Origin of the sequence: Serratia sp. SCBI (assembly GCF_000747565.1) — a bacterium.
GTDB lineage: Bacteria > Pseudomonadota > Gammaproteobacteria > Enterobacterales > Enterobacteriaceae > Serratia > Serratia ureilytica.
Genome location: NZ_CP003424.1, coordinates 3,522,324 through 3,536,509, shown reverse-complemented (window position 1 = coordinate 3,536,509; position 14,186 = coordinate 3,522,324). Strand labels below are relative to the sequence as shown.

Annotated in this window: 12 protein-coding genes; all 12 read left to right on the top strand. The window is 59.3% G+C overall.

What is annotated here, in order from left to right; all coding sequences use genetic code 11:
• Nucleotides 1-582 precede the first annotated feature (582 nt).
• Nucleotides 583-1,020: an NADH-quinone oxidoreductase subunit NuoA gene (nuoA, locus tag SERRSCBI_RS16555; RefSeq protein WP_004936040.1), complete on the top strand. Its 438-nt coding sequence runs from the start codon at nt 583-585 to the stop codon at nt 1,018-1,020.
• 15 nt (nt 1,021-1,035) lie between these two features.
• Nucleotides 1,036-1,710: an NADH-quinone oxidoreductase subunit B family protein gene (locus SERRSCBI_RS16550; protein ID WP_004936039.1), complete on the top strand. Its 675-nt coding sequence runs from the start codon at nt 1,036-1,038 to the stop codon at nt 1,708-1,710.
• Between the two features lie 96 nt (nt 1,711-1,806).
• Complete coding sequence (nuoC, locus tag SERRSCBI_RS16545; protein ID WP_033651942.1) at nt 1,807-3,603, top strand: NADH-quinone oxidoreductase subunit C/D; 1,797 nt, start codon at nt 1,807-1,809, stop codon at nt 3,601-3,603.
• A 2-nt stretch (nt 3,604-3,605) separates the two neighbouring features.
• The gene (gene nuoE, locus SERRSCBI_RS16540) at nt 3,606-4,157 is read left to right on the top strand and encodes an NADH-quinone oxidoreductase subunit NuoE (RefSeq protein WP_033651941.1); all 552 of its coding nucleotides are present in this window, start codon (nt 3,606-3,608) and stop codon (nt 4,155-4,157) included.
• On the top strand, nt 4,154-5,500 hold the full coding sequence (gene nuoF, locus SERRSCBI_RS16535) for an NADH-quinone oxidoreductase subunit NuoF (protein ID WP_015378579.1): 1,347 nt from the start codon (nt 4,154-4,156) through the stop codon (nt 5,498-5,500). The genes nuoE and nuoF overlap by 4 nt, the downstream gene beginning before the upstream one ends.
• Nucleotides 5,501-5,576: 76 nt before the next feature.
• On the top strand, nt 5,577-8,315 hold the full coding sequence (gene nuoG / locus SERRSCBI_RS16530; RefSeq protein WP_084587990.1) for an NADH-quinone oxidoreductase subunit NuoG: 2,739 nt from the start codon (nt 5,577-5,579) through the stop codon (nt 8,313-8,315).
• Nucleotides 8,312-9,289 carry an NADH-quinone oxidoreductase subunit NuoH gene (nuoH, locus tag SERRSCBI_RS16525; RefSeq protein WP_033643858.1) on the top strand — a complete coding sequence of 326 codons (978 nt, stop codon included), beginning with the start codon at nt 8,312-8,314 and terminating at the stop codon, nt 9,287-9,289. Before nuoG ends, nuoH begins: the two co-directional genes overlap by 4 nt.
• 14 nt (nt 9,290-9,303) lie before the next feature.
• On the top strand, nt 9,304-9,846 hold the full coding sequence (nuoI, locus tag SERRSCBI_RS16520; protein WP_025160170.1) for an NADH-quinone oxidoreductase subunit NuoI: 543 nt from the start codon (nt 9,304-9,306) through the stop codon (nt 9,844-9,846).
• A 13-nt stretch (nt 9,847-9,859) separates the two neighbouring features.
• Entirely contained in the window at nt 9,860-10,417 is a 558-nt protein-coding gene (nuoJ, locus tag SERRSCBI_RS16515; RefSeq protein ID WP_019453717.1) for an NADH-quinone oxidoreductase subunit J, read from the top strand.
• Nucleotides 10,414-10,716 (top strand): NADH-quinone oxidoreductase subunit NuoK, encoded by a 303-nt coding sequence (gene nuoK, locus SERRSCBI_RS16510; RefSeq protein ID WP_004936014.1) that lies wholly within the window; start codon nt 10,414-10,416, stop codon nt 10,714-10,716. The genes nuoJ and nuoK overlap by 4 nt, the downstream gene beginning before the upstream one ends.
• Nucleotides 10,713-12,560, top strand: a complete 1,848-nt coding sequence (nuoL, locus tag SERRSCBI_RS16505; RefSeq protein WP_004936005.1) for an NADH-quinone oxidoreductase subunit L — start codon at nt 10,713-10,715, stop codon at nt 12,558-12,560. Before nuoK ends, nuoL begins: the two co-directional genes overlap by 4 nt.
• 95 nt (nt 12,561-12,655) lie before the next feature.
• On the top strand, nt 12,656-14,185 hold the full coding sequence (gene nuoM, locus SERRSCBI_RS16500) for an NADH-quinone oxidoreductase subunit M (protein ID WP_033643857.1): 1,530 nt from the start codon (nt 12,656-12,658) through the stop codon (nt 14,183-14,185).
• Nucleotide 14,186: the final 1 nt, after the last annotated feature.

Sequence of the window (14,186 nt, the reverse complement as noted above, 5' to 3'; positions counted from 1 at the left end):
CTTTTAAGCGTTACTGAAAAGAGAGTTTGGCCGGGTTTAATACGCTAAGTTCGTTTTTTGAGCAATAAGATTGAATGGGTTAAAGGCATGGTAATAGCAGGGTTATTTTGTTAGCTTATAGCGGCCGTTTTTGCGGCTCAATTTGAGGAAAATTGTTAAAGGGCCACACTTTTTTTGAGGATTTATGCTGAAAACGTGTCCTGGATCAAAAAAATACCCCTAGGTAGTGAGTGGAAGAACAGGGAATTCCTGAGACAATGGTATAGTAAAACTGAAATGTGCATGTTGGTTTATATCTATCTGTTTCTACACAAAAATTAACTGACACGATTTAGCCTGTCCCTGGCGCATCAAATGTTAATCAAATGATACGTATGTAAACTAGTGTGTAGATACTTTTGTCAAAGTTGACAAAAGGTTATAGAAAGGAGTAAAAAGCCCACAGAAAAACGCTGCCTAACTCGCTGTAAAAGCAGTTTGTTTGTGTGGTTATTTATCCTTCCCTTAAATCGATGTGGCGCACTAACTGCCGGTGACAAGAGCAGTGCGATCGACGCCACTTTTGATGAGTAAGCATAGAGTATGTCAACAACCACTGAAGTTATCGCTCATCACTGGGCGCTCGCCGTATTTCTCGTTGTGGCTATCGGGCTCTGCGGCTTAATGCTGCTGGGCGCGTTCTTCTTGGGCGGGAGAGCTCGGGCGCGCGCCAAACACACCCCGTTTGAATCAGGCATCGACTCGGTCGGCACGGCGCGCATGCGTTTGTCCGCCAAGTTCTACCTGGTGGCCATGTTCTTCGTTATTTTCGACGTTGAAGCCTTATACCTGTATGCCTGGTCGGTCTCGATTCGCGAGAGCGGCTGGGTAGGCTTTATCGAAGCCGCCATTTTCATTTTGGTGCTATTGGCCGGTCTGGTTTATCTGGTGCGCATCGGCGCGTTGGATTGGACTCCGGCGCGTTCCCAACGCCGCAGCAAACCGAGCACGATCACTAACACCAACAGTCATCCGCAGTAACAGCGAGGCATTAAGATGGACTATACGCTCACCCGCATAGACCCGAACGGTGAGAACGACCGTTATCCCCTGCAAAAACAGGAGATCGTCGCCGATCCCCTGGAACAACAGGTCCACCGCACGGTTTACATGGGTAAACTCGAGCATGCGCTGCATGACATGGTGAACTGGGGGCGTAAAAACTCTATTTGGCCGTATAACTTCGGCCTTTCGTGCTGTTACGTGGAGATGGTGACGTCGTTTACCGCCGTTCACGACGTGGCGCGTTTCGGTGCGGAAGTGTTGCGCGCCTCCCCGCGTCAGGCTGACCTGATGGTGGTGGCCGGCACCTGCTTCACCAAGATGGCCCCGGTTATCCAACGCCTGTACGAGCAGATGCTGGAGCCCAAGTGGGTGATCTCGATGGGCGCTTGCGCCAACTCCGGCGGCATGTACGACATCTATTCCGTGGTGCAGGGCGTGGACAAGTTCCTGCCGGTCGACGTGTACATTCCCGGCTGCCCACCGCGTCCGGAAGCCTACATGCAAGCGCTGATGCTGCTGCAGGAATCCATCGGCAAAGAACGTCGCCCGCTGTCGTGGGTTGTCGGCGATCAGGGCGTTTACCGCGCCAATATGCAGTCTGAAAGAGAGCGTAAACACGGCGAGCGCATCGCGGTGACCAACCTCCGGACGCCTGACGAGATTTAAGACGTTCATTTAACGTCCATCTTAGTGCGCTATTGGTTAACACAGCGAAAAGTGAAACTTGCGGCGAATAACCCTTTAGTGTGGTGAAAAAAAATTATGACAGATTTGACGACGCACGACGCCTTGCCTGCCTGGCAGACCCGAGATCACCTTGACGACCCGGTGATCGGCGAACTGCGCAACCGTTTTGGGCCGGAAGCCTTTACTGTTCAGGCCACCCGCACCGGCATGCCCGTGGTATGGGTTAAACCTGACCAGTTACTGGAAGTAATGACGTTCCTGAGAAAACAGCCGAAGCCGTATGTCATGCTGTTCGATCTGCATGGCGTGGACGAACGTCTTCGCACCCACCGCGACGGCCTGCCCGCTGCGGATTTCTCCGTTTTCTACCATCTGATTTCCATCGAGCGCAACCGCGACATCATGCTGAAGGTGGCGCTGTCTGAAAAAGACCTGCACGTGCCGACGGCCACCAAGGTGTTCCCAAACGCCAACTGGTATGAGCGCGAGACCTGGGAAATGTTCGGCATCACCTTCGACGGCCACCCGCACCTGTCGCGCATCATGATGCCGCAGACCTGGGAAGGGCACCCGCTGCGCAAGGACTACCCGGCGCGCGCCACCGAATTCGATCCTTTCGTGTTGACCAAGCAGAAAGAAGATCTGGAGATGGAAGCGCTGACCTTCAAACCGGAAGACTGGGGCATGAAGCGCGGCACCGAGAACGAAGACTTCATGTTCCTCAACCTCGGCCCGAACCACCCGTCTGCGCACGGTGCGTTCCGCATCATTCTGCAGCTGGACGGCGAAGAGATCGTCGACTGCGTGCCGGATATCGGCTATCACCACCGCGGCGCTGAGAAGATGGGCGAGCGTCAATCCTGGCACAGCTACATTCCGTACACCGACCGCATCGAATACCTCGGCGGCTGCGTGAACGAAATGCCTTACGTGCTGGCGGTTGAAAAGCTGGCCGGCATCAAGGTGCCGGAGCGCGTTGACACCATTCGCGTGATGCTGTCCGAACTGTTCCGCATCAACAGCCACCTGCTGTACATCTCCACCTTCATTCAGGACGTCGGCGCGATGACCCCGGTGTTCTTCGCCTTTACCGACCGCCAGAAGATCTACGATCTGGTGGAAGCGATCACCGGCTTCCGTATGCACCCGGCCTGGTTCCGCATCGGCGGCGTCGCGCACGATCTGCCGCGCGGCTGGGATCGCCTGCTGCGTGAATTCCTCGAATGGATGCCGAAGCGTCTGGATTCCTACGTGAAAGCGGCGCTGAAGAACAGCATTCTGAAAGGCCGTTCCATCGGCGTCGCGTCTTACAACGCCAAAGAAGCGCTGGAATGGGGCGTGACCGGTGCCGGTCTGCGCGCCACCGGCGTCGAGTTCGACGTGCGTAAATGGCGCCCGTACTCCGGCTACGAGAACTTCGACTTCGAAGTGCCGGTCGGCGACGGCAACAGCGATTGCTACACCCGCGTGATGCTGAAGGTGGAAGAGCTGCGCCAGAGCCTGCGCATCCTCGAACAGTGCCTGAACAATATGCCGGAAGGCCCGTTCAAGGCCGATCACCCGCTGACCACGCCGCCGCCGAAAGAGCGCACGCTGCAGCACATTGAAACGCTGATCACCCACTTCCTGCAGGTTTCCTGGGGCCCGGTGATGCCAGCCAACGAATCATTCCAGATGATTGAAGCCACCAAAGGGATCAACAGCTACTACCTGACCAGCGACGGCAGCACCATGAGCTACCGCACCCGGGTACGTACGCCGAGCTTTGCGCACCTGCAGCAGATCCCATCGGTCATCCGAGGCAGCCTGGTTTCCGACCTGATCGTCTATCTGGGTAGTATCGATTTTGTAATGTCAGATGTGGACCGCTAACTATGGACTCTCAAAAAGACAATCACGCAGTCAACGATGCGCTCGAGCCCATCAATGCAGCCGCTCCTCAGAGCGGCGTTGATGCATTTGTACTGAGCGCGGAAGAACGTGATGCGATCGAGCACGAAAAGCACCATTACGAGGATCCGCGCGCCGCTTCCATCGAAGCACTGAAAATTGTGCAGAAGCAGCGCGGCTGGGTTCCGGACGGTGCGATTTACGCCATCGCGGAAGTGCTGGGCATCCCCGCCAGCGACGTAGAAGGCGTGGCCACGTTCTACAGCCAGATTTTCCGTCAGCCAGTAGGACGTCACGTGATCCGTTATTGTGACAGCGTTGTTTGTCACATCACCGGTTACCAGGGCATTCAGGCCGCTATCGAGAAGAAGCTGAACATCAAACCGGGTCAAACCACCTTTGATGGCCGCTTCACGCTGCTGCCGACCTGCTGTCTGGGCAACTGCGATAAAGGGCCGACCATGATGATTGATGACGACACGCACAGTCAGCTGAAGCCTGAAGATATCGAGACGCTACTGGAGCAGTATCAATGACCAAGCACATTGTACGCACTCCCGAAACGCATCCGCTGACCTGGCGTCTGCGCGATGACAAGCAGCCGCTGTGGCTGGACGAATACCGCAGCAAAAACGGCTATGCCGGCGCAGAGAAGGCCCTCAAAGGCCTGGCCCCGGACGAGATCGTCGGCCTGGTGAAAGATTCCGGGCTGAAGGGCCGCGGCGGCGCGGGCTTCTCCACCGGTTTGAAGTGGAGCCTGATGCCGAAGGACGAATCCATGAACATCCGTTACCTGCTGTGTAACGCCGATGAGATGGAGCCGGGCACCTATAAAGACCGCCTGCTGATGGAGCAGCTGCCGCACCTGCTGGTGGAAGGCATGCTGATCTCCGCGTTCGCGCTGAAAGCCTATCGCGGGTACATCTTCCTGCGCGGCGAGTACATCGAAGCGGCGGCGCACCTGCGTCGCGCCATCGCGGAAGCCACCGAAGCCGGCTATCTGGGCAAGAACATTCTCGGCACCGGGTTTGATTTCGAGCTGATCGTGCACACCGGCGCCGGCCGTTACATCTGCGGCGAAGAAACCGCGCTGATCAACTCGCTGGAAGGCCGCCGCGCCAACCCGCGTTCCAAGCCGCCATTCCCGGCCAGCGCCGGCGTCTGGGGCAAGCCGACTTGCGTCAACAACGTCGAAACGCTGTGCAACGTGCCGGCCATTTTGGCGAACGGCGTGGAGTGGTACACCGGCATCTCCGGCAGTGAAGACAAAGGCACCAAGCTGATGGGCTTCTCCGGCCGGGTGAAAAATCCGGGCGTCTGGGAGCTGCCGTTCGGCACCACCGCGCGCGAAATCCTGGAAGATTACGCCGGCGGCATGCGCGACGGTCTGCGTTTCAAAGCCTGGCAGCCGGGCGGCGCGGGCACCGACTTCCTGACCGCCGATCACCTCGATCTGCCGATGGAATACGGCGCGATCGGCAAAGCCGGCAGCCGTCTCGGCACCGCGTTGGCGATGGCGGTAGACCACGAGATCGGCATGGTGCCGCTGGTGCGCAACCTGGAAGAGTTCTTCGCCCGCGAGTCCTGCGGCTGGTGTACGCCATGCCGCGATGGCCTGCCGTGGAGCGTGAAGATCCTGCGTGCGTTGGAAAACGGCGAAGGGCAGCCGGGGGATATCGAAACCCTCGAACAGCTGTGCCGTTCCCTCGGCCCGGGCAAAACCTTCTGCGCCCACGCGCCAGGTGCCGTAGAGCCACTGCAAAGCGCGATTAAATATTTCCGTGAAGAGTTCGAGGCGGGTATCGCCGTGCAGCACTTCGGCAACGCGCATGCGATTGGCGGCATTCAGCCGAACAATCTGCTGAAGCAACGCTGGTAAGCCGACTCGCCCGAACACGGCCAGAATTTTTGATTAACGCCTGCCGCAAGGCAGGCCACTTGGAAGCATGCTGACTATGGCTACGATTCATGTAGACGGCAAAGAGTATGAGGTAGACGGAGCGGACAACCTGCTGCAGGCTTGTCTCTCCCTCGGCCTTGATATTCCTTACTTTTGCTGGCATCCGGCGCTGGGAAGCGTCGGCGCTTGCCGCCAATGTGCGGTAAAGCAATACCAAAACGCGGAAGATACGCGCGGCCGTTTGGTGATGTCCTGTATGACCCCGGCATCCGATGGCACCTTCATCTCCATCGATGACGGCGAAGCGAAGCAGTTCCGTGAAAGCGTGGTCGAGTGGTTGATGACCAACCACCCGCACGATTGCCCGGTCTGTGAGGAAGGCGGTAACTGTCACCTGCAGGATATGACGGTAATGACCGGCCACAGCTTCCGTCGCTACCGCTTCACCAAGCGCACCCACAACAACCAGGAGCTGGGGCCGTTTATCTCGCACGAGATGAACCGCTGCATCGCCTGCTATCGCTGCGTGCGTTACTACAAAGACTATGCGGACGGCACCGACTTCGGCGTGTACGGCGCGCACGACAACGTCTACTTCGGTCGCCCGGAAAGCGGCACGCTGGAAAGCGAGTTCTCCGGCAACCTGGTGGAAGTGTGCCCGACCGGCGTCTTCACCGACAAAACGCACTCCGAACGCTACAACCGTAAATGGGACATGCAGTTCGCGCCGAGCATTTGCCAGCAGTGCAGCATCGGCTGTAACACCAGCCCGGGCGAGCGCTATGGCGAGCTGCGCCGTATCGAAAACCGTTACAACGGCAGCGTGAACCACTACTTCCTGTGCGACCGCGGCCGTTTCGGTTACGGCTACGTCAACCAGAAAGATCGTCCGCGTCAACCGCAGCAGCTGCGCGGCGACGACTGGATCACCCTGAACGCCGAGCAGGCGATGCAGGGCGCGGCGGACATCCTGCGTCAGGCGAAGAAAACCATCGGCATCGGCTCCCCGCGCGCCAGCCTGGAAAGCAACTTCGCGCTGCGCGAGCTGGTCGGCACCGAGAACTACTACACCGGTATCGCTCAGGCGGAGCAATCACGCCTGGCGCTGATGCTGAACGTGCTGAAGAACGGCGGCGTTCATACGCCGGCGCTGCGTGAGATCGAAGATTACGACGCGGTGCTGGTGCTGGGCGAAGACCTGACGCAAACCGGCGCGCGCATCGCGCTGTCCGTGCGTCAGGCCGTCAAGGGTAAAGCCCGCGCGATGGCGGCGGCGCAGCGCGTTGCCGACTGGCAGATCGCGGCGGTGCAGAACATCGGCCAGCACGCCAAGTACCCGCTGTTCACCACCAACGTCGACAACACCCGCCTGGACGACATCGCCGCCTGGAACTACCGCGCGCCGGTAGACGAGCAGGCGCGCTTCGGCTTCGCCATCGCGCACGCGCTGGATAGCGCAGCGCCGGCGGTGAACGATCTGGCCGATGGCCTGAACAAGAAAGTCGACATCATCGTGCAGGCGCTGACCGGCGCACGCAAACCGCTGATCATTACCGGCAGCAACGCCGGCAGCGAAGCCATCATCGAAGCGGCGGCCAACATCGCCAAAGCGTTGAAGGGCCGCGGTTCCGACGTCGGCATCACCTTCGTGGCGGGCGCCGCCAACAGCATGGGCCTGGCGATGATCGGCGGCGGTTCGCTCGATCAGGCGCTGGAACAGCTGGCGAGCGGCGCAGCCGATACCGCCATCGTGATGGAAAACGATCTCTATCGCCATGCGCCGGCGGCGCAGGTGGACGCAGCGTTGGCTAAGGTCAGCAACCTGATCGTCGCCGATCACCAGCGCACCGCGATCATGGACAAAGCCAACCTGATCCTCTCCTCGGCCAGCTTTGCCGAGAGCGACGGTACGCTGATCAACCAGGAAGGCCGCGCGCAGCGCTTCTTCCAGGTATACGATCCGGCTTACTACGACGACGCCAAGAAGAATCAGTTCACTGTGATGCTGGAAAGCTGGCGCTGGATGCACTCGCTGCACTCCACCTACACCAGCCGCCATGTGGACTGGACTCAGCTCGATGACGTGATCGCCGCTTGCGTCGCCGCGTTGCCGCAGCTGCAGGGCATCGTCGATGCCGCGCCGGACGCGACTTTCCGCATTCGCGGTCAGAAGCTGGCGCGTTCGCCGCACCGTTCCAGCGGCCGTACCGCCATGCGCGCCAACATCAGCGTGCACGAGCCGCGTCAGCCGCAGGATAAAGACACCATGTTCGCCTTCTCGATGGAAGGGAACAACAGCCCGCTGGCCGATCGTCAGCAGATCCCGTTCGCCTGGGCGCCAGGCTGGAACTCACCGCAGGCATGGAACAAGTTCCAGGCTGAAGTGGGCGGCAAATTGCGCCACGGCGATCCGGGCGTGCGCCTGATCGAAGCGGGGGAGGGCAGCCTCGGTTACTTCGACCGCGTGCCAGCCGCCTTCAATCCGAACGACGGCTGGCGTGTCGCGCCTTACTACCACCTGTTCGGCAGCGATGAAATGTCGCAGCGCTCTCACGTGATCCAGCAGCGCATGCCGGAAGCCTACGTGATGGTCAACCCGGCCGACGCGGCGACGCTTGGCGTCAACGCGGGCAGCCTGGTGGAGTTCAGCTGTGCGGGCCAGACCTTGCGTCTGCCGGTGCGTCTGAGTGAAACCCTGACCCAGGGCCAGGTTGGTTTGCCGCTCGGCTTGCCAGGGATCCCGCCGATTCTGGTGGGTGCTAAGGTAGACAATCTGCGGGAGGCGGCACGATGAGCTGGTTTACCCCTGAGGTGATCGACATTCTGATCGCCGTTCTTAAAGCGGTCGTGATCCTGTTGGTGGTCGTGGCGTGCGGGGCGTTCATGAGCTTCGGCGAACGCCGCCTGCTCGGCCTATTCCAGAACCGTTACGGACCGAACCGCGTAGGCTGGGGCGGCTCGCTGCAGCTGGTCGCCGACATGATCAAAATGTTCTTCAAGGAAGACTGGGTGCCGAGATTCTCCGACCGGGTGATCTTCACCCTGGCGCCGATGATCGCCTTTACTTCCCTGTTGCTGGCATTTGCCATCGTACCGGTCAGCCCGACCTGGGCGGTGTCCGATCTCAACATCGGTATTCTGTTCTTCCTGATGATGGCCGGCCTGGCGGTGTACGCCGTGCTGTTCGCCGGCTGGTCGAGCAACAACAAATACTCGCTGTTGGGCGCGATGCGTGCCTCCGCGCAAACCCTGAGCTACGAAGTGTTCATCGGCCTGTCGCTGATGGGCGTGGTGATGCAGGCGGGTTCGTTCAACATGCAGGCTATCGTTGAATCGCAGGCGCACGTCTGGAACGTCATTCCGCAGTTCTTCGGCTTCGTGACCTTCGCGATCGCCGGCGTGGCGGTGTGTCACCGTCACCCGTTTGACCAGCCGGAAGCCGAACAGGAACTGGCTGACGGTTACCACATCGAATATTCCGGCATGAAGTTCGGTCTGTTCTTCGTGGGGGAATACATCGGTATCGTCACCGTGTCCGCCCTGATTGTGACGTTGTTCTTCGGCGGCTGGCAGGGTCCGTTCCTGCCGCCATTCATCTGGTTCGCGTTGAAAACGGCCTTCTTCATGATGATGTTCATCCTGATCCGCGCCGCGCTGCCGCGTCCGCGTTATGACCAGGTGATGTCTTTCGGCTGGAAAGTGTGCCTGCCGCTGACGCTGCTGAACCTGCTGGCAACCGCCGCGGTCATTTTGTACAACGCTCAATAAGGGGTGAATAAACCATGACATTGAAAGAGTTAGTGGTTGGTTTCGGCACCCAGGTGCGCAGCATTTGGATGATTGGCATGCATGCCTTCGCCAAGCGTGAAACCCAGATGTACCCGGAAGAACCGGTTTACCTGCCGCCGCGCTACCGCGGCCGCATCGTGCTGACGCGCGATCCGGACGGCGAAGAGCGCTGCGTCGCCTGTAACCTGTGTGCGGTTGCCTGCCCGGTCGGCTGTATCTCGCTGCAAAAAGCGGAACAGAAAGACGGCCGTTGGTATCCGGAGTTCTTCCGCATCAACTTCTCGCGCTGCATTTTCTGTGGCCTGTGCGAAGAGGCTTGCCCGACTACCGCTATCCAGCTGACGCCGGATTTCGAACTGGGTGAGTACAAGCGTCAGGATCTGGTGTACGAAAAAGAAGATCTGTTGATCTCGGGGCCGGGTAAATATCCGGAATATAACTTCTACCGGATGGCCGGTATGGCGATTGACGGCAAAGCCAAAGGCGAAGCCGAAAACGAAGCCAAACCGATCGACGTCAAAGGTCTGTTGCCCTAAGGAGCCAGCAAGCATGGAAATTGCATTTTATCTGGCAGGTTTGATTGCGGTGGCCGCGACGATTCGCGTGATCACCCATACCAACCCTGTGCATGCGCTGCTGTATCTGATCGTCTCGTTATTGGCGATCTCGGCAGTCTTCTTCTCTCTCGGCGCCTACTTTGCCGCCGCGTTGGAAATCATCGTTTATGCGGGCGCCATCATGGTGCTGTTCGTGTTCGTGGTGATGATGCTGAACCTCGGCAACGTGCAGCAGCAAGAGCGCGACTGGATGAAGCCGACGGTGTGGATCGGGCCTGGCCTGCTGTCGCTGGCGCTGCTGGTGGTATTGATCGTCGCGATCCGCAGCGTATCCGATCAGGGTATCAGCGGTGAGATGGTCGACGCGAAGGCGGTGGGCATCAGCCTGTTCGGGCCTTACGTACTGGCGGTTGAGCTGGCTTCAATGCTGCTGTTGGCGGGTCTGGTTGTCGCCTTCCATATCGGCCGCGAGCACAAGCCTGGCGAGGTGCTGAGCAACGCGCCGGCGAGTGGCGAAATGGCGAGAAGAAAATCGGAGGAGCAAGCATGATCCCTCTTCAACATGGCCTGATCCTGGCGGCTATCCTGTTTGTGCTCGGGCTGACCGGGCTGCTGGTGCGCCGCAACCTGCTGTTTATGCTGATCAGCCTGGAAGTGATGATCAACGCTGCGGCGTTGGCGTTTATCGTGGCGGGAAGCTACTGGGGCCAGGCGGACGGACAGGTGATGTACATCCTGGCGATCAGCCTGGCGGCAGCCGAGGCCAGTATCGGCCTGGCGCTGCTGCTGCAGCTCTACCGTCGTCGTCATACCCTGAATATTGATACTGTCAGTGAGATGCGCGGATGAACCTATTATATTTAACAATTCTGCTACCGCTGATCGGGTTCCTGCTGTTGGCATTTTCCCGCGGTCGTTGGTCTGAAAACACGGCGGCCACCGTCGGCGTGGGTTCTATCGGCCTGGCTGCGCTGGTCACGGTGTATGTGGCGATGGATTTCTTCGCCCAGAAAGCCGCCGGCGTGCAGCTGTTCGAGCAAAGCCTGTGGACCTGGATGGCCGTCGGCAACTTCAATATCGGCGTGACCCTGGTGCTGGACGGCCTGTCGCTGACCATGCTGTCGGTGGTCACCGGCGTCGGCTTCTTCATCCACATGTTCGCTTCCTGGTACATGCGCGGTGAAGAGGGCTATTCGCGCTTCTTCGCTTACACCAACCTGTTTATCGCCAGCATGGTGGTATTGGTGCTGGCGGACAACCTGCTGTTGATGTACCTGGGTTGGGAAGGCGTGGGCCTGTGCAGCTACCTGTTGATCGGTTTCTACTACAAAGATCCGGCCAACGGCGCGGCGGCGATGAAAGCCTTTATCGTGACCCGCGTGGGCGACGTGTTCCTGGCGTTCGCGCTGTTCATCCTCTACAACGAGCTGGGCACGCTGAACATCCGCGAGCTGATGATCCTGGCGCCGCAGAAACTGGCGGTGGGCGACACAGCCATCACCTGGGCGACCCTGATGCTGCTGGGCGGCGCGGTCGGTAAATCGGCGCAGCTGCCGTTGCAAACCTGGTTGGCGGACGCGATGGCGGGCCCAACCCCGGTTTCCGCACTGATCCACGCGGCGACCATGGTGACCGCGGGCGTCTATCTGATCGCCCGCACGCACGGCCTGTTCCTGATGGCGCCGGAAGTGCTGCACCTGGTGGGCATCGTCGGTGCGGTCACTCTGCTGCTGGCCGGCTTCGCCGCGCTGGTGCAGACCGACATCAAGCGCGTGCTCGCTTACTCCACCATGAGCCAGATCGGTTACATGTTCCTGGCGCTGGGCGTGCAGGCATGGGACGCGGCGATCTTCCACCTGATGACCCACGCGTTCTTCAAGGCGCTGCTGTTCCTGTCATCCGGTTCGGTGATCCTGGCTTGCCACCACGAGCAAAACATCTTCAAGATGGGCGGCCTGCGCAAGAGCATCCCGCTGGTGTACGTCTGCTTCCTGGTGGGTGGCGCGGCGCTGTCTGCGTTGCCGCTGGTCACGGCCGGCTTCTTCAGTAAGGACGAGATCCTGGCGGGCGCGATGGCCAACGGCCACATCAACCTGATGGTTGCCGGCCTGGTCGGTGCGTTCATGACCTCGCTGTACACCTTCCGTATGATTTTCATCGTGTTCCATGGCGAAGAGAAAATCAAAGCGCATGCCGGTAAAGGCATCACTCACCACTTGCCACTGCTGGTTCTGCTGGTGCTGTCCACCTTCGTCGGCGCGATGATCGTGCCGCCGTTGCAGGGCGTGCTGCCGGAGACCACCGAGCTGGCGCACGGCAGCGTGCTGCGGCTTGAAATCACCTCCGGCGTGGTGGCTATCGTCGGCATTCTGCTGGCGGCCGCGCTGTGGCTGGGCAAACGCAGCCTGGTCAACAGCATCGCCAACAGCGCGCCGGGTCGTTTCTTCTCGACCTGGTGGTTCCATGCCTGGGGCTTCGACTGGCTGTATGACAAAGTGTTCGTCAAGCCGTACCTGGGCATTGCGAAGCTGCTGCAACGCGATCCGCTGAACTCGCTGATGAACCTGCCGGCCGTCTTCTCCCGCTGGGGGAACCGCGGTCTAACGGTGAGCGAGAACGGTCAGGTGCGTTGGTATATAGCGTCTATGGGTGTGGGTGCAGTGGTCGTATTGGCTCTGTTGATTTTGGTTTAATTGAATAATTTAAACAGACGCATTTTTCGGGCGTAGCGCCGGGCAGGCGCTACGTACAAAGTTTGAAATTATTCGTATAAGGGACACAAAACGCCATGCTATTACCTTGGCTAATTCTTATCCCCTTTATCGGCGGTCTGCTGTGCTGGCAGCTTGAGCGCTTCGGTACTAAGGTGCCGCGCTGGATAGCGCTGATCGCAATGGGGCTGACGTTGGCGCTCTCTCTGCAGCTGTGGATGCAGGGCGGCTATACATTGACCACGCCGAAAGGCATTCCGCAGTGGCAGAGCGAATTCCTGCTGCCGTGGATCCCGCGCTTCGGCATCTCCATCCACCTGGCGCTGGACGGTCTGTCGCTGCTGATGGTGGTGTTGACCGGTCTGCTGGGCGTGCTGGCGATCCTCTGTTCCTGGCGTGAAATCCAGAAGTATCAGGGCTTCTTCCACCTCAACCTGCTGTGGATCCTGGGCGGCGTTATCGGCGTGTTCCTCGCCATCGACATGTTCCTGTTCTTCTTCTTCTGGGAAATGATGTTGGTGCCGATGTACTTCCTGATCGCGCTGTGGGGTCACAAGGCGTCGGACGGTAAAACCCGCATCACCGCGGCGACCAAGTTCTTCATCTACACCCAGGCCAGCGGTCTGGTGATGCTGATTGCGATCCTGGGCCTGGTGTTCGTGCACTACAACGCCACCGGCGTGTGGACCTTCGATTACGAAGACCTGCTGCAAACGCCGATGTCCCACAACGTGCAATATATGCTGATGCTGGGCTTCTTCATCGCCTTCGCGGTGAAAATGCCGGTGGTGCCGCTGCACGGCTGGTTGCCGGATGCGCACAGCCAGGCGCCAACCGCAGGTTCCGTCGACCTGGCGGGCATCTTGCTGAAAACCGCGGCCTACGGCCTGCTGCGTTTCAGTCTGCCGCTGTTCCCTGAGGCTTCGCACGAGTTCGCGCCAATCGCCATGTGGCTGGGCGTGATCGGCATCTTCTACGGCGCCTGGATGGCGTTCGCGCAAACCGACATCAAGCGCCTTATCGCTTACACCTCGGTATCGCACATGGGCTTCGTGCTGATCGCCATCTACACCGGCAGCCAGCTGGCTTACCAGGGCGCGGTTATCCAGATGATCGCGCACGGCCTGTCCGCCGCCGGCATGTTTATCATCTGCGGCCAGCTGTATGAGCGTCTGCATACGCGCGACATGCGTCAGATGGGCGGCCTGTGGGGGCGCATCAAGTTCATCCCTGCGCTGTCGCTGTTCTTCGCCGTGGCTACGCTGGGGATGCCGGGTACCGGTAACTTCGTCGGCGAATTCATGATTCTGTTCGGCAGCTACCAGGTGGTGCCGGTGATCACCGTGATCTCCACCTTCGGTCTGGTGTTCGCTTCGGTTTACTCGCTGATCATGATGCAGCGCGCTTACTACGGTGCGCCTAAGTCCGACCAGCCGCTGCAGGGCATGACCGCGCGCGAACTGTTCATCATTCTGCTGCTGGTGGTGTTGCTGGTTCTGCTGGGGGTTTACCCGCAGCCGATTCTGGATACTTCCAACGCGGCTATGAGCAACGTGCAACACTGGTTTGGTTCGTCAGTTTCAGCAATTTCAACAACAAGGCCGTAAT